This is a genomic window from Paracoccus sp. M683, from assembly GCF_007096355.1.
In the GTDB taxonomy this organism is placed as follows: Bacteria; Pseudomonadota; Alphaproteobacteria; order Rhodobacterales; family Rhodobacteraceae; genus Paracoccus.
The window spans coordinates 203,744-225,370 of the sequence record NZ_VKDF01000002.1 but is presented as its reverse complement, the minus strand read 5'-3'; the positions used below and the strand labels follow the sequence as shown (position 1 = coordinate 225,370).

Below are 21,627 nucleotides of genomic sequence, written 5' to 3'. Positions count from 1 at the left end.
TCAGCGCGAGGGTCGGCTGACGACATAGATCGCGATCAGCGCGCAGATCGTGGCCTGCGCCAGAACCAGCTGCTGATTGACACCCAACCAGAAGGAAAGCCCGACGCCGGCCGACATGGCCATGACAGCCCAGGTCTTGGCCAAGGGCGAGATGGCGCCGCGTTCTTGCCAGGCGCGGACCGTAGGGCCGTATTTAGGATGGTTCTGGATCCTGGCCCGCAATTCGGGTGATGATCGCGAAAAGGCCCAGGCCGCCAACAGCAAAAACGGCACGGTCGGCACGACGGGCAGGGCCAGCCCGATCGTACCCAGCCCGACGCCGATCCACCCGATGCTCAGCCAGAACAGCTTCATCTAACCCGCCGCCAGTTCGCGCAGGATGGCATTCAGCACCGGCCGCCCTGCGCGGGTGGCAATCACATGCCCCCCGGCCAGCTTGATCATGCCCCAATCCTGCAATCGTTCCAGCGCCTTCGGGTCCAGGGGAACACCCCCGATCCGCTCAAAGCGCGCGATCGACATGCCCTCGGCCAGCCGCATCGACATCAGCAGATATTCCGTCGCCTGATCTTCAGCCGACAGGTTCACGCGGTCAACATCGCCCGATCCGCTCTGCTCGACGGCGGCCAGCCATTCGCCGGGCGCGCGCAGCGCCTCGGTCGCGACGCGCCGGCCGTCCAGACTCAACCGCCCATGGGCACCTGGCCCGACCGCGGCCCAATCACCCTGGCGCCAATAGACCAGATTGTGCCGACTTTCCGCGCCCGCACCCGCGTGATTAGATATTTCATATCCAGGCATGCCGTGCGACAGGCAAATATCCTGCGTTTCCAGATACATATCAGCAGACACATCGTCATCCGGCAGCCCGCGCAACCGCCCGACAGCCTGGCGTGCGCCAAAGGCGGTGCCCGGCTCGATTGTCAGCTGATACAGCGACAGGTGATCAACCGCCATGTTCAGTGCCTCGCGTAACTCGGCGCGCCAATCATCAAGGTTCTGATCCTGCCGCGCATAAATCAGATCAAAGCTCACGCGCCCGAAACAGTTCCGCGCAATGTCAAAGGCAGCCCGAGCCTCGGCCACCGAATGCAATCGTCCCAACCGCCGCAGATCGTCATCACGCAAGGCCTGCACGCCCATGGACAGCCGGTTCACACCGGCATCGGCAAACCCGCGAAAACGGCCCTGTTCGACGCTGGTTGGATTGGCCTCCAGCGTAATCTCGATATCGTTGGTAAATCCCCACGCCGCCCGCGCCGCCCCGATCACGGCATCGACGGTCTCTGGCAGCATCAAGGATGGTGTGCCGCCGCCGAAAAAGATGCTGCCCAACTGTCGCGCCGGCCCCGAAACCTCTCGTCCGAGCCGCGCGATCTCGGCACAAAGCGCATCGGCCCAGCGGCGCTGATCGACACGTTCAACCACATGGCTGTTAAAGTCGCAGTATGGGCACTTCGCCGCACAAAACGGCCAATGTACATACAGGCCAAAGCCGCCCGCCCGCCAGTCGTCGACAGGCGCAGCGACCGTCCCGAGTGCAGCTTCAGCGCAGCTCATCCCTGTTACGCCTCAGTCTTGCGCAAAGCTGCCGGCCATCATGACCGCAACCGCCCGCGCCCGGTGGCTCAGGCTGTTCTTTTGTTCCGACGGCATTTCGCCCAAGGTGATGTCGTGACCTTCCGGCGCAAAAATCGGGTCATATCCATGCCCTTCGATCCCGCGGGGCGGCCAGACAACCCGACCCGGCAGAACCCCCTCGAACACCTCGTCATGACCATCGGGCCACATCAGGACCAGCGTGCAGCGAAACTGCGCCAGTCGCGGCTCGGGTGCCGCGACCGCATCCAGTTCCCGCCAGGTCCGCGCCATGGCCATGCCGAAATCACGACCATTTCCGGTTTCCGCCCAATCGGCGGTATAGACACCGGGCGCGCCGCCCAGCGCATCGACACTGATGCCGCTGTCATCGGCCAGCGCCGGAAGCCCCGTCGCCTCGACCGCCGAACGCGCCTTGATCCGGGCGTTCCCCAAAAAACTGTCCTCGGTCTCGACCGGCTCTGGCAGTCCGGCTTCGGCGGCGCCGACGACCTCGATCCCACGAGGCGCCAGCAACGCCCGCATCTCGGCCAGCTTGCCGGCATTATGCGTGGCAACCAGCAGCCGCTTGCCCTCGAACTGCCTCATGCGGTGGCGGCCTTTTGCGCCGCAACCAGCTGCGCCACCCCGGCCTCGGCCAGATCCAGCAGCCCGCCCATCTCGACGCGCGAGAAGGTGGCACCCTCGGCCGACATCTGCACCTCGATCAGGCGGCCCGCGCCAGTCATCACGAAATTGCCATCGGTGCCCGCCTCGCTGTCCTCGGCATAGTCCAGATCGGCAACCAGCTGGCCCGCATAGATGCCACAGGAGATCGCGGCCACATGGTCAAGGATCGGATCGCTGGTCAGAACCCCCGCCTTCAACAGCTTGTTCACCGCCAGCCGCAGCGCGACCCAGCCCCCCGTGATCGAGGCGCAGCGCGTGCCGCCATCAGCCTGGATCACGTCGCAATCCACGGTGATCTGCCGCTCGCCCAAGGCCAGCCGATCCACGCCAGCCCGCAGGCTCCTGCCGATAAGCCTTTGAATCTCAACGGTCCGACCGCCTTGCTTTCCGGTTGCCGCCTCGCGACGGTTGCGGGTGTTGGTGGCGCGGGGCAGCATTCCATATTCCGCCGTCACCCAGCCGCGCCCCGTGCCTTTCAGCCAGCGTGGTGGATTCTCCTCGATACTGGCGCTGCACAGCACATGCGTGCCACCCACCTTGATCAGGCAAGAGCCCTCGGCATGACCCATCACGCCGGTCTCGATTGTAATTGGCCGCAATTCGCTTAAATTCCTGCCAGAGGGGCGCATGGGCAGCATTCCTTTCCTTGGTTTCCTGCCCCATACAGCCGCCCCCCGCAACGACGCAACCCCGCGAGAGGCCCGGTTGAGCCAGCAACCACAGCTTTCCGAACTGAATGACCGCTCGCGCGAGGTGTTTCGCCGCGTCGTAGAAGCCTATTTGCAAACGGGCGAGCCGGTCGGCTCGCGGACGCTGACGCGCGACATGTCCGAACGGGTCAGCGCTGCCACGATCCGCAATGTCATGCAGGATCTTGAATATCTTGGCCTGCTTGACAGCCCGCATATCTCGGCCGGTCGCATGCCGACCCAGCTTGGCCTGCGGCTGTTCGTGGACGGCATGATGGAGGTCGATGCCGTCGATCCCACCGACCGCGCCCGGATCGAACAGACCATCGGCAATGATGATCCCGATACCGGAACGCTGCTAGACCGGATCAGCACCACCCTTAGCAGCATCACCCATGGCGCCTCGCTGGTGCTGACCCCGAAACACGAAGCCCCGGTCCGGCATCTGGATTTCGTCAGTCTGGCGCCGGACCGTGCGCTGGTGGTGCTGGTCTTTGCCGATGGCCATGTCGAGAACCGGATCTTCACCCCGCCTATCGGCCAGACCCCGTCCTCGATGCGCGAGGCGGCGAATTTCCTGAACGCCATCGCGGCAGGTCGCACCCTGTCGGAATTGCGCGGCCATATCAGTCGCGAAATCGCGGCCCGCCGCCGCCAACTGGACAGTCTGGCGGCCGAGCTGGTCGAATCCGGCCTTGCATTGTGGAACACCGCCGACAGTGACCCCCGCCTGATCGTGCGTGGCCGGGCGAACCTGCTGGACAGCGAGGCGGCCGATATCGACCGCATCCGCGAGCTGTTCGACGACCTGGAACGCAAGCGCGACATCGTGCAATTCCTGGAACTGGCCGAACAGGGCGAGGGCGTGCGGATATTTATCGGCTCCGAGAACAAACTTTTCTCACTTTCGGGTTCCTCTCTGGTCGTTTCGCCCTATATGAATGCCGACCGAAAGATTGTGGGGGCTGTGGGCGTGATCGGGCCGACCAGATTGAACTATGGCCGCATCGTGCCCATCGTCGATTACACCGCGCAACTGGTCGGGCGGGTGCTGTCCGGCCGGAAAGGATAAATGGCAATGAGCGATCAGAACGACCTGTCCAGTGACGACAACCTTGATGATCCGCTGGCCGACCCGATCGACCAGATTGATCGGCTGACGGCCGAGCGTGATGAATTGCGCGACCGTTTCATGCGCGCGCTGGCCGATGCCGAAAATGCCCGCAAGCGCGCCGACAAGGAACGCCGCGACGCCGAGCAATATGGCGGTTCGCGCCTGGCCCGCGACCTGCTGCCCGTCCATGACGCGCTGACCCGCGCGCTGGATACTGCGGGCGATGAACAGCGCGCCGCCGCACCCGGCCTGATCGAAGGCGTGGAGCTGACCCTGCGCGAGCTGGCAAATGTGTTCAACAAGCATGGCATCACCATCCTTGCGCCCCAGATCGGCGACCGATTCGACCCCCAGAACCACGAAGCCATGTTCGAGGCCCCGGTTCCCGGCACCCGCGCCGGCGACATCATTCAGGTCATGGATAACGGCTTCAAGCTGCATGACCGGCTGCTGCGCCCGGCCAAGGTTGGCGTCAGCTCGACTCCGTCCAGCTGATGGCCCGATTGTCCGAATGACGTTCCACCAGGCCTGATGATCGGGGGAACGTCATTCCGCGGGGCCTTGCTGCGCGGCAAATAGCCGTCCTTTCTGCTGTCCTGATGCAGGGAACCTCTTGCGGCTGACGGTTGTTGGACACAAGTGTTTGCCGAAATATCAAGGAGTTTTCCGATGATCAGATCGCTCGTCGCCGCCCTGGCCGTTTCGGCCGCCACCATTGCCCCTGCCGCCGCCGAAACCATCCGTGTCGGCATGTCGGGGGGCTATTTCCCCTTTACCTTCGTCGAACAGGACAAGCTTCAGGGCTTCGAAGTCGATTTCCTGAACGCCATCGGCGAAGTGACCGGCGACGACATCGAATTCGTCACCATGTCCTTCTCGGGTCAGGTCGGCGCGCTGGAATCGAACCGGATCGACACCATCGCCAACCAGCTGACCATTACCCCCGAACGCGAGGCGAAATTCGTCTTTACCCAGCCTTATGTCTATGACGGCGCGCAGGTCGCCGTGCGCGAGGGTAATGAGGTCGGCATCAACAGCACCGACGACCTGTCGGGCAAATCCGTTGCCGTGAACCTTGGCTCGAATTTCGAACAGCTGCTGCGTGAACTGCCCAATGCCGCCGATATCGACATCCGCACCTATGAATCGAATATCGAGCAGGACGTGGCCCTTGGCCGGGTCGACGCCTTTGTGATGGACCGCGTGTCCACCGCACAGGTCATCGCCAAAAGCCCCGCGCCGCTGGAACTGGCCGGCCCACCCTTCAGCGAGATCCGCAACGCGCTGCCCTTCCGCAATGACGAGGCCGGGATCGCGCTGCGCGACAAGGTCGATGCCGCCATCACCACGCTGAAGGAAAACGGCAAGCTGGCCGAAATTTCGCAGAAATGGCTTGAGGCTGACGTCACCAAACCGGCCGAGTGATGCGCGGACTTGATGTCGACTATATGATCGGCCTCGTGCCGATCATCCTCGGCTATGTGCCAAAGACCCTGGCGATGGCTTCCGTCGCCATGGTCCTTGCGCTGATTCTGGCAGTGCTGCTGGCCATCGTCCGGGTGCTGAAACTGCCGGTCGTCGATCAGGCGGTGGCGCTGTTCATCAGCTTTTTCCGCGGCACCCCGCTGCTGGTTCAGCTGTTCCTGTTCTATTACGGCCTGCCGCAACTTCTGCCGACCTTGTCCAAGATCGACGGCGTTACAGCCGCGATCATTGGCCTGACGCTGCATTTTTCGGCCTATATGGCGGAATCCATTCGCGCCGCCATCATGGGCGTCGACCGCAGCCAGTGGGAGGCATCCGAATCCATCGGCATGACCCGCGCCCAGATGCTGCGCCGGATCATCCTGCCACAGGCTGCCCGTATCGCCGCGCCCACGCTGATGAACTATTATATCGACGTGATCAAAAGCACCTCGCTGGCCTTCACCCTCGGCGTGACCGAGATGATGGGCGCCGCCCAGAAAGAGGCCGCCGGCAGCTTCCTCTATCTCGAAGCTTTCCTGGTTGTCGCGGTCATCTATTGGCTGCTGGTCGAGGCGTTTTCCTTCCTGCAACGCCGGCTTGAAACCCGCATGAACAGGGCCTTCGCCAGATGAGCACGGATTGCCACATCACCATTCAGGGGCTGACCAAGACATTCGGCGCCAATACGGTGCTGAACGCCATCGACCTTGCGCTGGAGCCGGGCGAGCGTGTGGCCATCATCGGCCCCTCGGGCACCGGCAAATCGACATTGTTGCGCTGCCTGAACTTTCTCGACCGGCCCGATGCCGGCCTGATCACCATCGGCGATCACCGCGTTGACGCCGCCCATGCCAGCCGCGCCGAAATTCTGGCGCTGCGTCGCCGCACGGGCTTTGTCTTTCAGAACTATGCGCTTTTTGCGAACAAGACCGCGCGCCAGAACATCACCGAAGGGCTGATCACCGTTCGCGGCTGGTCGCGCGACCGCGCGGAAGAGCGCGCCGATCAGGTGCTGGCCAGCATCGGGCTTACCGACAAGGCAGACAGCTATCCGGCATCGCTGTCGGGCGGCCAGCAACAGCGCGTGGGCATCGGCCGGGCGATGGCGATGGATGCTGATCTGCTGCTGTTTGACGAACCGACCAGCGCGCTGGACCCCGAATGGGTGGGCGAGGTTCTGGACCTGATCCGCCAGGTCGCGGATGGCCGCCAGACCATGCTGATCGTCACGCATGAGATGCAATTTGCCCGCGAAATCGCCGATCGCGTCATTTTCATGGAAGGTGGCCGTATCGTCGAACAGGGCCCGCCCGCCCAGATCTTCGACGCGCCCCAGGATGACCGCACCCGCGCCTTCCTGCGCCGCGTGACCGGCAACGGCTGACGGATGGCGGCTGACGCACAGGCGACCGCCGCGCCTTGCTACAACCTTTTTCTCACTTGTTCGCACCCCTCAGTCGGCGTCAGGCTGGCAGTCCATGAAACCTAGCGGAGGAGGGGGCCATGGTTGGCACAGAAGGGGTGACCATTCACCCGGCAGTGGATCACGGCGTCACGGCGGGAAGCCCAAGCTTCAGTGGCGGGGTGCTGAGCTGCCATTGCAGCAGCAACCCGGTCAAGGTCCGGGTCGGGGCGCAGACGGCGCATAACCATGTTTGCGGCTGCACCAAGTGCTGGAAGCCGGATGGTGCGATTTTCAGTCAGGTTGCGGTGGTGTCGCGCGACGCCATCGAGGTCTTGCAGGGCGCCGAGCGGCTGGAAATCGTCAACAAGGACGCACCGATCCAGCGCTATCGCTGCACCGGCTGCGGCGTTCACATGTATGGCCGTATCGAGAACAAGGACCATCCGTTCTATGGTCTGGACTTTGTGCATACGGAACTGTCGGACGAAGACGGCTGGTCCGCGCCCGAATTTGCGGCCTTTGTCAGTTCAATCATCGAATCCGGTGTCGATCCGTCGCGGATGGACGGCATCCGCGCGCGTCTGCGCGAATTGGGGCTGGAACCCTATGATGCGCTGTCGCCACCCTTGATGGATGCGATCGCAACCCATATCGCCAAGCGCAGCGGGGCCCTGCCGGCCTGAACGTGCATCTGAAAGAACGCCGGGGGGCCGCACATTGCCGGCCCCCTCGGCCATGACCGGAACGAACAAGACCGAAAGACAGGAGAAATACAGATGAGAACCCGCGCCGCCGTCGCCATCGAGGCCGGCAAACCGCTTGAGGTCATGGAGATCAACCTTGAAGGCCCAAAGGCCGGTGAGGTCATGGTCGAGATCAAGGCCACCGGCATCTGCCATACCGACGAATTTACCCTGTCCGGCGCCGATCCCGAGGGGCTGTTCCCCTCGATACTGGGCCATGAAGGAGCGGGCGTTGTGGTCGAGGTCGGCCCCGGTGTGACCTCGGTGAAGCCGGGCGATCACGTGATCCCGCTTTACACGCCGGAATGCCGGCAATGCGCGTCCTGCCTGTCGGGCAAGACCAACCTGTGCACTGCAATCCGTGCAACCCAGGGTCAGGGCCTGATGCCCGATGGCACGACGCGATTCAGCTTTCTGGATGGCCGCCCGATCTATCACTACATGGGCTGCTCGACCTTCTCGAACTATACCGTGCTGCCCGAGATTGCGGTGGCCAAGGTCCGCGAGGATGCGCCCTTCGACAAGATCTGCTATATCGGCTGCGGCGTGACCACCGGCATCGGTGCTGTGATCAACACGGCCAAGGTGGAAATCGGTGCCAAGGCGGTGGTGTTCGGTCTGGGCGGCATCGGCCTGAACGTGTTGCAGGGCCTGCGTCTGGCCGGCGCTGACATGATCATCGGTGTCGACCTGAACGATGGCCGCAAGGAGATGGCCGAGCGTTTCGGCATGACCCATTTCATCAACCCGACCAAGGTTGACAATGTGGTGCAGGAAATCGTGAACCTGACCAAGACGCCCTTCGATCAGATCGGCGGGGCGGATTACAGCTTTGACTGCACCGGCAACGTCAAGGTCATGCGCGACGCGCTGGAATGCACCCATCGCGGCTGGGGCCAGTCGATCATCATCGGCGTGGCGCCGGCGGGGGCCGAAATCAGCACCCGTCCGTTTCAGCTTGTGACCGGCCGGGTCTGGAAAGGCACCGCCTTCGGTGGCGCGCGCGGGCGCACCGATGTGCCCAAGATCGTCGACTGGTATATGGACGGCAAGATCGAGATCGACCCGATGATCACCCATCTGCTGACCCTGGATGAGATCAACAAGGGCTTCGACCTGATGCATGCAGGTGAATCGATCCGCTCGGTCGTCCTTTACTGATCCTTAATGGCTGCTTAGGTAGAAGAACGGCGGGGCCCCGGTCCCGCCGTTCTATCGTGGTGTGAAGGAGAGCAGGATGACGCGGCAATACTGGCTGGACGACGAAGACGACGATGATGACGACCGCCGCGACGAAAAGTCCAAGGGCGAAGGTCTGGGCCTGCCCGAAGGCGACAATATGGGCAAACTCTACTTCAAATCGCGCACCGTGATCGTTGCGGGCGAGATCAATGACAAGCTGGCGCAGCGCACCGTGGCGCATCTTCTGGCCCTGGCCGAAGACGGCGACGATCCGATCAACATGCTGATTTCATCGCCCGGCGGGCATGTGGAATCGGGCGACATGATCCATGATGTGATCAAGTTCATCCGCCCGACCGTGCGCACCATCGGCTCGGGCTGGGTGGCATCGGCGGGGGCGCTGATCTTTGTCGGCGCGCAGAAGCAGAACCGTTACTGCCTGCCCAATACCCGTTTTCTGCTGCACCAGCCCTCGGGCGGGATCGGCGGCACGACCTCGGACATGATGATCCAGGCCGAACAGATCCGTCTGATGCGCGAGAGGCTGAATCAGATCATGGCCGACGCCACCGGCCAGACGGTCGAGCGGGTCGAGAAAGACACCTACCGCGATTTCTGGCTGAACACGCAAGAGGCGGTGGATTACGGTCTTGTCGGCAAGATCATCCGCACAGTGGACGAGCTGAAATGAGTGACAAGCCGGGCGGAGAGGTGACGATCCGCCCCGCAACCCCCGCCGATCACGACGCGATCTGGGCGATCCTTGAGCCCGTTTATCGTGCCGGCGAAACCTATTGCATCGACCGCGACATCGACCGTCAGGCGGCGCTGGATGACTGGTTCGCCCGGCCTTTTACCGCCTTTGTGGCCGAGGCGGATGGTCAGGTTCTGGGCACCAGCCATGTCGGCCGCAACCGGCCGGGCGGCGGCAGCCATGTTGCCAATGCCAGCTTTGCCACCGCCACCGCTGCGCGCGGGCGTGGCGTGGCGCGCAAGCTGGCCGATCACGCAAAGGACTGGGCACGGGCGCAGGGATTTCGCGCGATGCAGTTCAATTTCGTCGTCTCGACCAACGCCGATGCCGTCCATTTGTGGCAGAAGGCCGGATTTTCTATTGTCGGGCGGCTGCCGGGCGCGTTTCTTCATCCCGAACATGGCTATGTCGATGGGCTTGTCATGTATTGCGATCTGACTCTGGGGAAAAACCATGACCTTGACCTATGAAACCGTGTCCGAAAACCGCAGCTTTGGCGGCGTTCAGGGCGTTTATTCCCACCAGTCGCAGGCCACCGGCACCAAGATGACCTTTGGCCTGTTCCTGCCGGAAGAGGCGCAGCACAGCCGGGTGCCGGTTCTGTGGTATCTGTCGGGCCTGACCTGCACCCATGAAAACGCCATGACCAAGGCGGGCGCTCAGGAATGGTGCGCCGAGGCCGGCATGGCGATCATCTTCCCCGATACCTCGCCGCGCGGCGAAGGTGTCGCCAATGACGAGGCCTATGATCTGGGACAGGGCGCGGGCTTCTATGTCGATGCGACGCAGCAGCCCTGGGCACCGCATTTCAAGATGTGGCATTATGTGACCCATGAACTGCCTGAACTGGTCTTTGGCAATTTCGCCCTGGACCGCGATGCGCAGGGCATCACCGGACATTCGATGGGCGGCCACGGCGCGCTGACCATCGCCATGACGATGCCGCATGTCTATCGCTCGGTTTCGGCCTTTTCACCGATTGCCAATCCTTCAGAATCCGATTGGGGCAGAAAGCAGCTGGCGGCCTATCTGGGTGCGGACAAGGCGGCCTGGGCGGCCCATGATTCCACCCTGCTGATGCGTGAACGCGGCTATCCGGGCGAAGTGCTGATCGACCAGGGCAGTGCCGACCAGTTCCTTGATCTGCTGAAGCCCGAGGCGCTGGCGCTTGCCATGGCCGAACGCCGCCAGCCGGGGCAGTTCCGCATGCAGCAGGGCTATGATCACAGCTACTTTTTCGTCCAGACCTTCATGGGCGATCATGTGATGTGGCATGCTGAACGGCTGTTCAATTAAGGATTGCCGGATTTTCCCGGTCGGGCTGCAAAACTGACCCATACTTTATGGCTACTTGCCCCTGCGGCGCATTGACGCATCGCCGGCCCCGTCCAAGACTGCTGATCGGATAGCTGTGACCAGGGAGGAATGTCACAGCCAACGAATCCGATTGGGAGGAAGCCATCAATGAAAACTCTGCTGACCGGCGCCGCGGTGGCCCTGCTGCTTTCAAGCGCGGCAATCCATGCGAATGACAGCGTCATCACCGAAACCGGAAAACCCGATCAATGGGCCATCCAGACCGGTGATTACGCCAATACCCGCTATTCCGAGCTTGACCAGATCAACCGCGACAACGTGGGCGACCTGCGCGTCGCCTGGAGCTTCTCGACCGGTGTTCTGCGCGGCCATGAAGGCGGTCCGCTGGTGATTGGCGACATCATGTATGTCCACACGCCATTCCCCAACAAGATCTTCGCGCTGGACCTGGCCAATGACGGCAAGATCCTGTGGCGCTATGAGCCGCAACAGAACCCCGAAGTCATCGCGGTGATGTGCTGCGATACCGTTTATCGCGGCGTGGCTTATGCTGATGGCATGATCATCAGCCACCAGGCCGATACCACGCTGGTCGCGCTGGATGCCATGACCGGCGAGGTGAAATGGCAGGTCAAGACCGGCGACCCGGCCATCGGTGAGACCAATACCGCGACCGTGCTGCCCGCCGGGGACAAGGTGATTGTCGGCGTTTCGGGCGGCGAATATGGCGTTCGTGGCCGGGTAACGGCCTATAACCTGGCCGACGGCAGCGAGGCGTGGAAGGCCTATTCCACCGGCCCGGATGCGGAAATGCTGGTCGACCCGGAAAACACCATGGTTCTGGGCAAGCCCATCGGGGCCGACAGTTCGCTGAACAGCTGGGAAGGCGACCAGTGGAAAATCGGCGGCGGCACGACCTGGGGCTGGTATTCCTATGACCCGGAACTGAACCTGGTCTATTACGGCACCGGCAACCCCTCGACCTGGAACCCGTCGCAGCGGCCCGGCGACAACAAGTGGTCGATGACCATCATGGCGCGCGATGCCGATACCGGCATGGCCAAGTGGTTCTATCAGATGACGCCGCATGACGAATGGGACTTTGACGGCGTGAACGAAATGATCCTGACCGATCAGGACGTTGATGGCACGCCGCGCAAGCTGCTGACCCATTTCGACCGCAACGGCCTGGCCTATACGCTGGATCGCGAAACCGGCGAATTGCTGGTGGCCGAGAAATATGACCCGGCGGTGAACTGGACCAGCGGCGTCGATATGGACCCGAACTCGGAAAACTATGGCCGTCCGGCCGTGGTGGCCGAATATTCGACCGAGCAGAACGGCGAGGATACCAACTCGACCGGGATCTGCCCGGCAGCACTGGGCACCAAGGACCAGCAGCCGGCCGCCTTCTCGCCCAAGACCAACCTGTTCTATGTGCCCACGAACCATGTCTGCATGGATTACGAACCTTTCCGCGTGGCCTATACCGCCGGTCAGCCCTATGTGGGCGCGACGCTGGCGATGTATCCCGCGCCGGAAAGCCATGGCGGCATGGGCAATTTCATCGCCTGGGACAACGTGGCGGGCGAGATCAAGTGGTCGCTGCCCGAACAGTTCTCGGTTTGGTCGGGTGCCCTGGCAACCGCTGGCGATGTCGTGTTCTATGGCACGCTGGAAGGCTATCTGAAGGCGATCGACGCTGAAACCGGCGAGGAACTTTACAGGTTCAAGACCCCGTCGGGCATCATCGGCAACGTCATGACCTATGTGTCTGGCGGCAAGCAGTATATCGGCGTGCTGTCGGGCGTGGGTGGCTGGGCCGGGATCGGTCTGGCGGCTGGTCTGACCAACCCCAATGACGGTCTGGGTGCCGTGGGCGGCTATGCCGCGCTCAGCGACTATACCGAACTGGGCGGGCAGCTGACCGTGTTCGAACTGCCGGGTGGTGGTGATGCCGCTGCCGCCGAGGCACCGGCAGCCGATACGGCGGCCGCGCCGGCCGAAGGCGAAGCCCCGGCCGAGGGCGAGGCACCGGCCAGCAACTAAGACTTTGGTCCGTTAAACCAAGTTTGAACTCTACAAGTGCCACCCCGGCGGTATTCTCGGGGTGGCATTTTTCTGACTGCGATGCGCACGGTTTGAGGAGGAAACCCGACATGCAACATACAGGTTCGCTGGCTGTGCTGGCCCTAGGTTTGGTGATGGCTGGTCCGTTGCTGGCCCAGACCAGCGGGGAAGAGGAAACGATTCCCGCGCCCACTGCCAATGACCAGCCCGCTGATCTTGCCGAGGGTCAGACCGTGCTGCCCAATGGCATGGACATCACCGCCGACTATATGGAGAACGGCCGCTGGTATAACGCCGATGGCATCCCGACCTTCAAGAACAATGACGACGAGGTCGATTATGCGGTGTTCTCGGGCTATCGCCGCTATCACGCGGAATGCCATGTCTGTCATGGGCCAGATGGCGAGGGATCGACCTATGCGCCGGCGCTGAAGACTTCGGTGCTGAACATGGATTACTATGATTTCATGGAAATCGTCGCCTCGGGCAAACAGGATGTGAACGCCTCGGCCAATCAGGTGATGCCGGCTTTTGGCACCAACAAGAACGTCTGGTGCTATATCGACGATATCTATGTCTATCTGCTGGTGCGCGGGACCGATACGATCGCACGCGGCCGCCCCGCCAAGCGGGCCGAGAAGTCACCCGAATTTACTGCGCAGGAAGATGCCTGCATGTCCGGCTGATGCGCGGCGCTGCAACAGGGCTGATGCTGGCCTGCGCCACGGCCATGGCTTTGCCGGCTGCGGCGCAGGTGGCGGATTTGCGGTCGACCACGGCCTTCCGGGTCTGCGCCGACCCCGCCAACAAGCCCATGTCGGCCGATGATGGGTCGGGTTTCGAAAACAAGCTGGCCGAACTGTTCGGCCAGGCGCTTGGTCTGCCTGTGGCCTATACCTGGTTTCCCTCGGGCATGGGGTTCATCCGCCGGACATTGCAGGCCGGGGAATGCGATGTCGTCATGGGTTATGCCCAGGGTGACGAGATGGTGCAGAACACCAACCACTACTACACCTCGGTCTATGGGATCGTGACCCGGCGCGACAGCGATCTGGCGGGGGTGGATCACCTGTCTGATCCGGCGCTGAAGGATCACGAGCTTGGCGTGATCGCGGGAACGCCGCCCGCCACCAATATGGCGCTGGCCGGGCTGGCCAAGAATATGCGCGGCGGGCAGCTGACGGTCGATCGGCGGGTCGAAAACCCTGTCGGCGACATGATCGCGCAGGTCCGCGACGGCACGCTGGATGCCGCGGTGCTGTGGGGGCCGCTGGCGGGGCCGCAGGTCAAGGCTGACCCTGACCTGCAATTCACCCCGCTGTTGAAGGAAACCACCGGCCCGCGCATGTTCTATCGCATCACCATGGGGGTGCGGCTGCCCGAACAGGAATGGAAGCGGCAGCTGAACAGCCAGATCCGCCGCAATCAGGATCAGATCAACGCGATCCTGACCGAGGCTGGCGTGCCGCTGGTCGATGATTACGGGAAGGAGATGTTGAATTGACCGCCTATCGCCTTGCGGCCTGCGTGATTGCGTCCGTGCTGGCCACCGCGGCTGCCGTCGCACAAACCACGCCGCAAGTCGATCTGTATCGGGGCGAGCCTTATAACGCGCCCGTGCCAGACGCGTTGAAGGGTGCGCAGGTGATCGACGCGGACAGGGCGATTGCCATGGACGCCGAGGGCGTGCCGTTCCTTGACGTGTTTCCCCGCAAGCGCAAACCCGAGGGTCTGCCTGAAGGCACGATCTGGCGCGAGCCGCGCCATGACACGATTCCGGGCGCGGTCTGGCTGTGGGATACCGGTTATCAGCGCCAGTCCGATGCCGAAAAGGCGCGGCTGGAAAACGGGCTGCGCGCCGCAACGGGCGGCGATCTGGACGCGCCTGTGGTGATCTTTTGCCGCGCCGATTGCTGGATGAGCTGGAATGCCGCCAAGCGGGCGGTGGCATGGGGCTATACCGGCGTTTACTGGTTTCCCGGCGGCACCGATGGCTGGCAGCAGGCGGGCGGCGCGGATCTGGTCAAGGCTGAACCTGTCGACCCGTGAACTGGCCAAAGGCACGCGGCCCGGCCGGCAGGTCGATTTCGGCGGTGATCGCAAGGGTTTCGGCGTCGATGATCTGCACCGTATCGCTGTCCCAGTTGGCCACCACGACGCCGCTGCCATCGGGCAGGGCCGCGATACCCTCGGGGTAGTCTCCGGTCGCGACAGTGCCGATCACCTGCAAGCTGGCCGGATCAAAGACGGTCACGGTTGACCCGTATTGATCGGTCACAAAGCCCCGCCCGCCGGCGAAAGCCACGGCATAGGGATGGCTGCCACTGGGCACCGAACCGATCACAGCGCCGGCCGCCGGGTCGATGACCGAAACCGAATTTCCCTGCACATCCGCCGTCCAGATTCGCCCCTCATGCCAGGTGATGCCGAAGGGATGCGGCCCGGCTGTGCCGACCTGCCGCAACCGTTCACCGGTTTCGGCGTCGAAGATGCTGACACCGTCCGCATCCCGATCCGCCGTGGCGACCAGCGTTCCGTCGGTGCTGACGGCAACCCCGGCGGGTGCGGCGCCGGTCTTGGCCTGCCACATCTGCGCAAGATCCGCATCCAGCCGTATCAAACGGGCGCCATACCAGTCGGCGACAAACACCCCGCCACCCGGCGCGACGGCGATGCCAAAGGCGCCTTCGCCCAGTTCCCGGCTGCCAGTGATTTCCCCCGCCTCGCTCAGCACCGTCAGCCGCCCGGTATCGGCGGCCACGACATAGGCCCGCCCCGCCGCCGCGTCATAGGCGACCGGTGCAGGCGCGCCCTCGATTGTGGTGGTGGCGATCACCCGATGATCGCTCAGGTCGATCACGCTGACCGCATTGCCGTTCTGAGAGGTGACAAACGCCAAATCCCCGGCCGTGGCAGCCGGGGATGTCAGCAGAATCGCGGCCAGCGCCGCGCGGATCATTCGACTTTGCCGAACCGCTCGGCCAGCGCGTCCAGACCGGCCTGATAGACGCCGGTGACAGCCGCCGTCGCAGCATCATCATCCTGCCCGGCGGGTGGGTCGTTATTGGGGAAGCCGCGGTAATAGCCGCCTTTCCAGACGACCTCGGCCTTGCCCTCCTTGTCATTCACCTGAAGCGTCGAGGAATAGTTGGTCACCGGCAGAACCTCGACCGCGACTTCGGTGATCATGTATTTATACATGCGTTTTTCGGCGTTAACGCCGGTCAGGATCTCGGTGATGGTCGGATCGCCGCTGTCGGCCTTCAGGTGCAAGACGCGGGTGGATTCCTCGGGTTTGTCGGCGGCTGCGCCCTCGGGCGTCATCTCGGTCGAGGCGACGGCGGGGTGCCAGCTCATGTCGTCGAACTTGCCGATCACCTGCCAGACCTCGTCGGGCGTGGCGTTCAGCACCACCGACATTTCGGTTTTCAATCGCGATGGTCCATGCGCCGATGCCACCGTCGCCGCCGCCAGAACGATGCCCGCCGCCAATCCCATGATCCCGCGCATAGCGCCGACCCTCCTTTTTCCTCGCCTTTGGCCGCAGGATGCGTTTCCCCGTGCGGCGCGTCCATCAGACAAAGGGATGAGCCAAATATTCCCGATCCGGCCGGGAACGATTGCAGGCTTGTCGCAAGGGCCGGCGGCAGGGACCATACCGCAGGGGAGTGAGACGAATGTTTCGCAGAATCATCATACTTTTGGCGGGGTTGGCGGCCATGTCCGGTCCCGCATGGTCGCAGCAGGGCGCCGATCCGGTGCTGATCCGCGCCGCTGTCCTGCGTGTCGACAATCCCGGCCTGCCGCCAATTTCGCGGCTGGAATTACCGACCGAGGATCTGGGCTTTGCCGGTGCCCGGCTGGCGATCGAGGATAATGACACCACCGGTCGTTTCATGGGTCAGGATTTCGAGGCGGTCGAGGTCACCGCCACATCCGACACCGCCGCCGCCGAGATGGACAAGTTATTGGCCGATGGCATCCAGTTCGTCGTGGTTCTGGCCGATGATGCGACCACGCTGGCCCTTGCCGATCAGACTGGCGATCGTGCGCTGATCCTGAATGCGCAGGCGCGGGGCGATAATCTGCGCGGTGCGGACTGCCGGTTCAACACCGTCCATGTCGCGCCCAGCCACGCGATGATGGCCGATGCGCTGGCCCAGTTTCTTGTCTGGAAGCAATGGCAGGACTGGTTCCTGATCAAGGGCAGCCATCCGCAGGATCAGGATCTGGCCCAGGCCTTTCAGCGCGCTGCCACCAAGTTCGGCGCAAAGATTGTCGAGGAACGGCTGTATGAAGATACCGGCGGCGCGCGGCGCACCGATTCCGGCCATGTGCAGGTGCAAAAGCAGATGCCGGTCTTTACCCAGCGTGCGCCCGAACATGACGTGCTGATCGCCGCCGATGAGGCCGATATCTTTGCCGCCTATCTGCCCTATCAGACTTGGGATCCGCGCCCTGTTGCCGGTTCCGCAGGCCTCGTTCCGCGCAGCTGGCATCCCGCGATGGAGGCCTGGGGCGCGACCCAGTTCCAGAACCGTTTCGAGAAGCTGGCGGGCCGCAATATGCGCGAGGCCGACTATCAGACCTGGCTGGCGCTGCGCATGCTGGGCGAGGCCGCGACCCGCAGCCAGTCCGCCGATCCGGCTGTTCTGAAGGATTTCATCCTGTCCGATCGCTTCGAGGTGGCAGGCTTCAAGGGCCAGAAACTGACCGTGCGTGACTGGGATCACCAGCTGCGCCAGCCGATCCTGCTGACCACCGGCCTGTTGATGGCCAGCGTCAGCCCGCAGGACCAGTTCCTGCACCAGACCAGCGCGCTGGACACGCTGGGGATCGACCGCCCCGAAACCGAATGCAGCTTTTGAGGTGACAGACATGACACTCCCCGTCGCGCGACACGCGCTGATCCTGACGCTTTGCCTTGCCGCCACGCCGGTGCTGGCCAACCGCGTCTTTGTGACCAATGAGAAAGGCAATGATGTCACCGTAATCGACAGCGAAACGCTGGAGGTGATCGGCAGCTTCCCCGCCGGAAACCGCCCGCGCGGCATCACCATCAGCCCCGATGGCAAGGAACTGTATGTCTGCGCCAGCGACGACGATCTGGTTCGCGTGTTCGATCCCGAAACGATGCAGGAAACCCATACCCTGCCATCCGGCCCTGACCCGGAACTGTTCGTCCTGCACCCCTCGGGCAACCCGCTTTATATCGCGAACGAGGACGACAACCTTGTCACCGTGGTCGACACCGAAACCCGTCAGGTTCTGGCCGAAATTCCCGTTGGCGTGGAACCCGAGGGCATGGGCGTCAGCCCCGACGGCAAGTTCGTCATCAACACGTCCGAAACCACCAATATGGCGCATTTCATCGACACCGAGACTTATGAGATCGTGGCCAATGTGCTGGTCGACAGCCGCCCGCGCTTTGCCCAATATAACGACGCCGGGACCAAACTGTATGTGACCAGCGAGATTGGCGGCACGGTCAGCGTGATCGACCCGGCGACCCAGACCATTACGACCAAGATCGGGTTTGACATCCCCGGCGTTCTGCCCGAGGCGATCCAGCCCGTCGGCGCGCGGGTCACGTCTGATGGCAAGACGGTTTTCGTCGCGCTTGGCCCGGCAAACCGTGTGGCAGTGGTCGATGGCGAGACCGACGAGGTCATTGATTACCTGCTGGTCGGTCAGCGTGTCTGGCAGTTGGGCTTCAGCCCGGACCAGAAATATCTGTTCACCACCAACGGCAATTCTAACGACGTTTCGGTCATAGACGTGGCCGCACGCGAGGTGATCAAATCCATCCCCGTAGGCCAGCAGCCCTGGGGCGTGGTCGTCGCCCCGAATTAAGGCCCGCATAAAACTATCCGAAGGAGGAACCCCCGTGACCCGTTTGCTGAGCATGCTGATGATCCTGGCCGGGCTTGCCCTGCCCGCCACCGCCCAGGAAGCCGCCCCGGAAGCGGCACCCGAGGCCGAGGCGCAAACCGCCGAAGGTGCCGAGGCTGAAGGCGAGGAAGAAGAAGGCGAAGAGGAAGAATCCGCCGAAGCCGGTGCCGAGGGCGTGCTGCAAGCCTCGGGCAAGTATGATTTCGGCTTCTCGGGCATCATGGCGCGCGACAACCGTGCCTTGTTGGCCCCCCTGACGCTGAGCGCAGGGCAGCCGGTCGCATCGGGTGAATACACGCTGAAATCGGGCGGTTACTATACCATCCATATCAACGCTGATGGCACGCAGGAACTGGCCCTTTCGGGTGGCGATTTCTTCCGCGCGGTCTGGATCAACGAGGTCGTCATCAATGATATCGAGATCCGCCCGATGGGTGTTCACAGCATTGAATTCGATGATGCCGGCAGCGCCCGGATCAGCTTTATCGCCATCGTTCCGGGCCGCTATACCCTGTCGATCCCCGGCTCGACCGGCGAGACGCAGCAGGCGGTGTTCAACATTCAATAGCGCGCTATAGTCGCGCCATGACCCCCGCGCTGGAAATCAACGATGTCAGCCACAGCTTCGGCGCCGTGCAGGCGTTGCGGAATGTCTCGCTGACGGTGCCGCGTGGGGGGTTTACGGCGCTGCTGGGGGTGAATGGCGCGGGCAAGACCACGCTGTTTTCACTGATCACCCGGCTTTACAACAACAGATCCGGCCAGATCCGTGTGGCCGGATATGACCTGCGCCGGCAGCCTGCGCAGGCGCTGGCGCGGCTTGGCGTGGTGTTTCAAAGCCGCGCGCTGGATGCCGATCTGACCGTGGCGCAGAACCTCAGCTATCACGCCAGCCTGCATGGCATCGGCCGGGCCGAGGCGCGGGCACGCATCGGTGATGTGCTGGCCCAGGTCGATCTGGCCGACCGCGCGGGCGCCCGTGTCAACGCGTTGTCGGGCGGACAGCAGCGCCGCGCGGAAATCGCCCGCGCCCTGATTCACCACCCCGACCTGCTGCTGCTGGACGAGGCGACCGTGGGCCTTGACGTGAAATCCCGCGCCGAGGTGCTGGCCCTGACCCGCCGCCTGATTGCCGAACGCGGCGTTTCGGCGCTGTGGGCCACGCATATCCTGGACGAGATCCAGCCGCAGGACGAGCTGGTCATCCTGCACCGTGGCCAGGTGCTGCAAAGCGGCCCCGCCGGGCAATTGGCCGGGGCGCAGGGCCTGACGCAAGCCTTCCTCGACCTGACGGGCGTTGCCGCATGAGCGATGTCGCCTTTCCGCCCCGGACATGGGCCACGGCTTTCCTTGGCATTGCCCGGCGCGAAACGCTGCGCTTCGTAAACCAGCGCGGGCGTTTCCTTGCGGCGCTGGTGCGGCCTCTGGTCTGGCTGTTCATCTTTGCCGCCGGTTTCCGCGCGGTTCTGGGCATGTCGATCACGCCGCCCTATCAGACCTATGTGCTGTACGAGGTCTATGTCACGCCCGGCCTTTGCGCGATGATCCAGCTGTTCAATGGCATGCAGTCATCGCTGTCGATGGTCTATGACCGCGAAACCGGGGCAATGCGCACGCTGCTGGTCAGCCCGTTCCCGCGCTGGTTTCTGCTGGCGTCCAAACTGGTCGCCGGTGTGATGGTGTCGATCATCCAGGTTTATACGTTTCTGGCCATCGCCTGGTTCTGGGATATCCGCCCACCCGTCTGGGGCTATGTCGCGGTGCTGCCGGCGCTGATGCTGTCGGGGCTGATGCTGGGTGCGATGGGGCTGTTTCTCAGCTCGGCCATCCGTCAGTTAGAGAACTTCGCGGGTGTGATGAATTTCGTCATCTTCCCGATGTTTTTCGCCTCATCGGCGCTGTATCCGCTGTGGCGGATGCGCGAAAGCTCGGTCCTGCTGCATGATATCTGCGCGCTGAACCCCTTTACCCATGCGGTCGAGCTGATCCGCTTTGCGCTGTATCTTCAGGTCAACTGGCTGTCGCTGGCGGTGGTTCTGGGCTGTTTGGCGGGGTTCTTTGGCGCGGCGGTTTTCATGTATGATCCGGGTAGGGGTATCTTCAGCCGCAGAAAGGGGGCCGCATGAAAGCGCCGATCCTCGCCGCCATCGTCATGAGCATTGCCGGCCCGGTTCTTGGGGCCAGCGGGGCGGATCCGACATGGCCCTGCATCCAGCGCAAGCAGCCGCACCTGTCGCTTGGCCAGATGTGGTCTGGCCCCCAGCCCGATGATCATGTCGCAAACCTGTCCCGTGACCCTGCGATCCGCACGCTTGCCGCGCGGCTGGAACAGCGCCGCCTGCCGATCGAGGAAGCCCAGACCCTGATCGCCGATTTCGCCGAAACTGCTGACGACGCCCAGCTGACCGCGCTGATGGTCGCGGTTCTTGCGCTGATCGAGCCCGAACGAACCGCCATCATCGACGGCATCGCCCGCTATGGCACGCGGCAGGTCGATCTGGCGCGGATGATCGAGGATCGCCGTGCCAGGCTGACCGAGTTGGAAGCCGCCGCTACGCCCGATTTCGACGCCATCGACGCCGAGGAGGCGGCGCTGGACTGGGATGAGCGCATCTTTACCGACCGCCAGCAATCGCTGACCTATGTGTGTGAAACCCCAGTCATCCTTGAGCAGCGCGCCTTTGCACTGGCCCGCGCCATCGCCAACCACCTGGACTGAGGCAGGG

General features: G+C 63.2%; 25 protein-coding genes and 1 pseudogene. 20 read left to right on the top strand and 6 right to left on the bottom strand.

The window, feature by feature from the left end; translation table 11 throughout:
* From FNJ84_RS04300 to rph, 4 genes are read right to left on the bottom strand one after another with little or no spacing between them, the layout of a single operon-like run.
* Nucleotides 1-354 carry a YbaN family protein gene (locus FNJ84_RS04300; RefSeq protein WP_143791772.1) on the bottom strand — a complete coding sequence of 118 codons (354 nt, stop codon included), beginning with the start codon at nt 352-354 and terminating at the stop codon, nt 1-3.
* On the bottom strand, nt 355-1,560 hold the full coding sequence (gene hemW, locus FNJ84_RS04295; RefSeq protein WP_143791771.1) for a radical SAM family heme chaperone HemW: 1,206 nt from the start codon (nt 1,558-1,560) through the stop codon (nt 355-357).
* Nucleotides 1,561-1,572: 12 nt separating this feature from the next.
* Nucleotides 1,573-2,187, bottom strand: a complete 615-nt coding sequence (locus FNJ84_RS04290; protein ID WP_143791770.1) for a non-canonical purine NTP pyrophosphatase — start codon at nt 2,185-2,187, stop codon at nt 1,573-1,575.
* Nucleotides 2,184-2,897 carry a ribonuclease PH gene (gene rph, locus FNJ84_RS04285; RefSeq protein WP_143791881.1) on the bottom strand — a complete coding sequence of 238 codons (714 nt, stop codon included), beginning with the start codon at nt 2,895-2,897 and terminating at the stop codon, nt 2,184-2,186. Before rph ends, FNJ84_RS04290 begins: the two co-directional genes overlap by 4 nt.
* A gap of 76 nt (nt 2,898-2,973) precedes the next feature.
* Here rph and hrcA point away from each other — a divergent pair, with 76 nt between their 5' ends.
* The 14 genes and pseudogenes from hrcA (at nt 2,974) to FNJ84_RS04215 (ending at nt 15,058) form a co-directional block, all read left to right on the top strand.
* Nucleotides 2,974-4,029, top strand: a complete 1,056-nt coding sequence (gene hrcA, locus FNJ84_RS04280; protein ID WP_370454578.1) for a heat-inducible transcriptional repressor HrcA — start codon at nt 2,974-2,976, stop codon at nt 4,027-4,029.
* A 6-nt stretch (nt 4,030-4,035) separates the two neighbouring features.
* Complete coding sequence (locus tag FNJ84_RS04275; RefSeq protein ID WP_143791768.1) at nt 4,036-4,566, top strand: nucleotide exchange factor GrpE; 531 nt, start codon at nt 4,036-4,038, stop codon at nt 4,564-4,566.
* A gap of 174 nt (nt 4,567-4,740) precedes the next feature.
* Entirely contained in the window at nt 4,741-5,496 is a 756-nt protein-coding gene (locus tag FNJ84_RS04270) for an amino acid ABC transporter substrate-binding protein (protein WP_143791767.1), read from the top strand.
* Nucleotides 5,496-6,170 carry an amino acid ABC transporter permease gene (locus FNJ84_RS04265; RefSeq protein ID WP_143791766.1) on the top strand — a complete coding sequence of 225 codons (675 nt, stop codon included), beginning with the start codon at nt 5,496-5,498 and terminating at the stop codon, nt 6,168-6,170. Before FNJ84_RS04270 ends, FNJ84_RS04265 begins: the two co-directional genes overlap by 1 nt.
* A complete protein-coding gene (locus FNJ84_RS04260) occupies nt 6,167-6,922 on the top strand; it encodes an amino acid ABC transporter ATP-binding protein (RefSeq protein ID WP_143791765.1) in 756 nt (251 codons plus the stop codon). Before FNJ84_RS04265 ends, FNJ84_RS04260 begins: the two co-directional genes overlap by 4 nt.
* 119 nt (nt 6,923-7,041) lie before the next feature.
* Nucleotides 7,042-7,626, top strand: coding sequence for an S-(hydroxymethyl)glutathione synthase (gene gfa / locus FNJ84_RS04255; RefSeq protein ID WP_143791764.1), 585 nt, complete (start codon nt 7,042-7,044; stop codon nt 7,624-7,626).
* 93 nt (nt 7,627-7,719) lie between these two features.
* On the top strand, nt 7,720-8,847 hold the full coding sequence (locus tag FNJ84_RS04250) for an S-(hydroxymethyl)glutathione dehydrogenase/class III alcohol dehydrogenase (RefSeq protein ID WP_143791763.1): 1,128 nt from the start codon (nt 7,720-7,722) through the stop codon (nt 8,845-8,847).
* Nucleotides 8,848-8,923: 76 nt separating this feature from the next.
* Nucleotides 8,924-9,559: an ATP-dependent Clp protease proteolytic subunit gene (locus FNJ84_RS04245; protein ID WP_143791762.1), complete on the top strand. Its 636-nt coding sequence runs from the start codon at nt 8,924-8,926 to the stop codon at nt 9,557-9,559.
* Nucleotides 9,556-10,092: a GNAT family N-acetyltransferase gene (locus FNJ84_RS04240; protein WP_143791761.1), complete on the top strand. Its 537-nt coding sequence runs from the start codon at nt 9,556-9,558 to the stop codon at nt 10,090-10,092. Before FNJ84_RS04245 ends, FNJ84_RS04240 begins: the two co-directional genes overlap by 4 nt.
* On the top strand, nt 10,076-10,918 hold the full coding sequence (fghA, locus tag FNJ84_RS04235) for an S-formylglutathione hydrolase (RefSeq protein ID WP_143791760.1): 843 nt from the start codon (nt 10,076-10,078) through the stop codon (nt 10,916-10,918). The genes FNJ84_RS04240 and fghA overlap by 17 nt, the downstream gene beginning before the upstream one ends.
* A 168-nt stretch (nt 10,919-11,086) precedes the next feature.
* Nucleotides 11,087-12,883: pseudogene (locus FNJ84_RS04230) on the top strand (methanol/ethanol family PQQ-dependent dehydrogenase); the annotation flags it as partial.
* 215 nt (nt 12,884-13,098) lie between these two features.
* Nucleotides 13,099-13,695, top strand: coding sequence for a c-type cytochrome, methanol metabolism-related (locus FNJ84_RS04225; RefSeq protein ID WP_300042075.1), 597 nt, complete (start codon nt 13,099-13,101; stop codon nt 13,693-13,695).
* The gene (locus tag FNJ84_RS04220) at nt 13,695-14,513 is read left to right on the top strand and encodes a substrate-binding domain-containing protein (protein ID WP_143791758.1); all 819 of its coding nucleotides are present in this window, start codon (nt 13,695-13,697) and stop codon (nt 14,511-14,513) included. Before FNJ84_RS04225 ends, FNJ84_RS04220 begins: the two co-directional genes overlap by 1 nt.
* Nucleotides 14,510-15,058 (top strand): rhodanese-like domain-containing protein, encoded by a 549-nt coding sequence (locus FNJ84_RS04215; RefSeq protein WP_143791757.1) that lies wholly within the window; start codon nt 14,510-14,512, stop codon nt 15,056-15,058. The genes FNJ84_RS04220 and FNJ84_RS04215 overlap by 4 nt, the downstream gene beginning before the upstream one ends.
* On the opposite strand, the gene FNJ84_RS04210 is transcribed toward FNJ84_RS04215, so the two are convergent.
* On the bottom strand, nt 15,033-15,968 hold the full coding sequence (locus FNJ84_RS04210; RefSeq protein WP_143791756.1) for a YncE family protein: 936 nt from the start codon (nt 15,966-15,968) through the stop codon (nt 15,033-15,035). The genes FNJ84_RS04215 and FNJ84_RS04210 overlap by 26 nt on opposite strands.
* Nucleotides 15,965-16,519, bottom strand: a complete 555-nt coding sequence (locus FNJ84_RS04205; RefSeq protein ID WP_143791755.1) for an SRPBCC family protein — start codon at nt 16,517-16,519, stop codon at nt 15,965-15,967. The genes FNJ84_RS04210 and FNJ84_RS04205 overlap by 4 nt, the downstream gene beginning before the upstream one ends.
* A gap of 209 nt (nt 16,520-16,728) precedes the next feature.
* Here FNJ84_RS04205 and FNJ84_RS04200 point away from each other — a divergent pair, with 209 nt between their 5' ends.
* From FNJ84_RS04200 to FNJ84_RS04175, 6 genes are read left to right on the top strand one after another with little or no spacing between them, the layout of a single operon-like run.
* Nucleotides 16,729-17,877, top strand: coding sequence for an ABC transporter substrate-binding protein (locus FNJ84_RS04200; protein ID WP_255471034.1), 1,149 nt, complete (start codon nt 16,729-16,731; stop codon nt 17,875-17,877).
* Between the two features lie 10 nt (nt 17,878-17,887).
* The gene (locus FNJ84_RS04195) at nt 17,888-18,862 is read left to right on the top strand and encodes a YVTN family beta-propeller repeat protein (RefSeq protein ID WP_143791753.1); all 975 of its coding nucleotides are present in this window, start codon (nt 17,888-17,890) and stop codon (nt 18,860-18,862) included.
* 34 nt (nt 18,863-18,896) lie between these two features.
* Nucleotides 18,897-19,469, top strand: a complete 573-nt coding sequence (locus FNJ84_RS04190) for a hypothetical protein (protein WP_143791752.1) — start codon at nt 18,897-18,899, stop codon at nt 19,467-19,469.
* Nucleotides 19,470-19,486: 17 nt separating this feature from the next.
* On the top strand, nt 19,487-20,209 hold the full coding sequence (locus FNJ84_RS04185; RefSeq protein ID WP_143791751.1) for an ABC transporter ATP-binding protein: 723 nt from the start codon (nt 19,487-19,489) through the stop codon (nt 20,207-20,209).
* Nucleotides 20,206-21,027, top strand: a complete 822-nt coding sequence (locus tag FNJ84_RS04180) for an ABC transporter permease (protein ID WP_143791750.1) — start codon at nt 20,206-20,208, stop codon at nt 21,025-21,027. Before FNJ84_RS04185 ends, FNJ84_RS04180 begins: the two co-directional genes overlap by 4 nt.
* Nucleotides 21,024-21,620 (top strand): hypothetical protein, encoded by a 597-nt coding sequence (locus tag FNJ84_RS04175; protein WP_143791749.1) that lies wholly within the window; start codon nt 21,024-21,026, stop codon nt 21,618-21,620. Before FNJ84_RS04180 ends, FNJ84_RS04175 begins: the two co-directional genes overlap by 4 nt.
* Nucleotides 21,621-21,627: the final 7 nt, after the last annotated feature.

Excerpts from the sequence above, each read along its gene's own strand:
- FNJ84_RS04300 (WP_143791772.1), bottom strand. The coding sequence starts at position 354 with ATGAAGCTGTTCTGGCTGAGCATCGGGTGGATCGGCGTCGGGCTGGGT.
- hemW (WP_143791771.1), bottom strand. The coding sequence starts at position 1,560 with ATGAGCTGCGCTGAAGCTGCACTCGGGACGGTCGCTGCGCCTGTCGAC.
- FNJ84_RS04290 (WP_143791770.1), bottom strand. The coding sequence starts at position 2,187 with ATGAGGCAGTTCGAGGGCAAGCGGCTGCTGGTTGCCACGCATAATGCC.
- rph (WP_143791881.1), bottom strand. The coding sequence starts at position 2,897 with ATGCGCCCCTCTGGCAGGAATTTAAGCGAATTGCGGCCAATTACAATC.
- FNJ84_RS04275 (WP_143791768.1), top strand. The coding sequence starts at position 4,036 with ATGAGCGATCAGAACGACCTGTCCAGTGACGACAACCTTGATGATCCG.
- FNJ84_RS04270 (WP_143791767.1), top strand. The coding sequence starts at position 4,741 with ATGATCAGATCGCTCGTCGCCGCCCTGGCCGTTTCGGCCGCCACCATT.
- FNJ84_RS04265 (WP_143791766.1), top strand. The coding sequence starts at position 5,496 with ATGCGCGGACTTGATGTCGACTATATGATCGGCCTCGTGCCGATCATC.
- FNJ84_RS04260 (WP_143791765.1), top strand. The coding sequence starts at position 6,167 with ATGAGCACGGATTGCCACATCACCATTCAGGGGCTGACCAAGACATTC.
- gfa (WP_143791764.1), top strand. The coding sequence starts at position 7,042 with ATGGTTGGCACAGAAGGGGTGACCATTCACCCGGCAGTGGATCACGGC.
- FNJ84_RS04250 (WP_143791763.1), top strand. The coding sequence starts at position 7,720 with ATGAGAACCCGCGCCGCCGTCGCCATCGAGGCCGGCAAACCGCTTGAG.
- FNJ84_RS04245 (WP_143791762.1), top strand. The coding sequence starts at position 8,924 with ATGACGCGGCAATACTGGCTGGACGACGAAGACGACGATGATGACGAC.
- FNJ84_RS04240 (WP_143791761.1), top strand. The coding sequence starts at position 9,556 with ATGAGTGACAAGCCGGGCGGAGAGGTGACGATCCGCCCCGCAACCCCC.
- fghA (WP_143791760.1), top strand. The coding sequence starts at position 10,076 with ATGACCTTGACCTATGAAACCGTGTCCGAAAACCGCAGCTTTGGCGGC.
- FNJ84_RS04225 (WP_300042075.1), top strand. The coding sequence starts at position 13,099 with ATGCAACATACAGGTTCGCTGGCTGTGCTGGCCCTAGGTTTGGTGATG.
- FNJ84_RS04220 (WP_143791758.1), top strand. The coding sequence starts at position 13,695 with ATGCGCGGCGCTGCAACAGGGCTGATGCTGGCCTGCGCCACGGCCATG.
- FNJ84_RS04210 (WP_143791756.1), bottom strand. The coding sequence starts at position 15,968 with ATGATCCGCGCGGCGCTGGCCGCGATTCTGCTGACATCCCCGGCTGCC.
- FNJ84_RS04205 (WP_143791755.1), bottom strand. The coding sequence starts at position 16,519 with ATGCGCGGGATCATGGGATTGGCGGCGGGCATCGTTCTGGCGGCGGCG.
- FNJ84_RS04200 (WP_255471034.1), top strand. The coding sequence starts at position 16,729 with ATGTCCGGTCCCGCATGGTCGCAGCAGGGCGCCGATCCGGTGCTGATC.
- FNJ84_RS04195 (WP_143791753.1), top strand. The coding sequence starts at position 17,888 with ATGACACTCCCCGTCGCGCGACACGCGCTGATCCTGACGCTTTGCCTT.
- FNJ84_RS04185 (WP_143791751.1), top strand. The coding sequence starts at position 19,487 with ATGACCCCCGCGCTGGAAATCAACGATGTCAGCCACAGCTTCGGCGCC.
- FNJ84_RS04180 (WP_143791750.1), top strand. The coding sequence starts at position 20,206 with ATGAGCGATGTCGCCTTTCCGCCCCGGACATGGGCCACGGCTTTCCTT.
- FNJ84_RS04175 (WP_143791749.1), top strand. The coding sequence starts at position 21,024 with ATGAAAGCGCCGATCCTCGCCGCCATCGTCATGAGCATTGCCGGCCCG.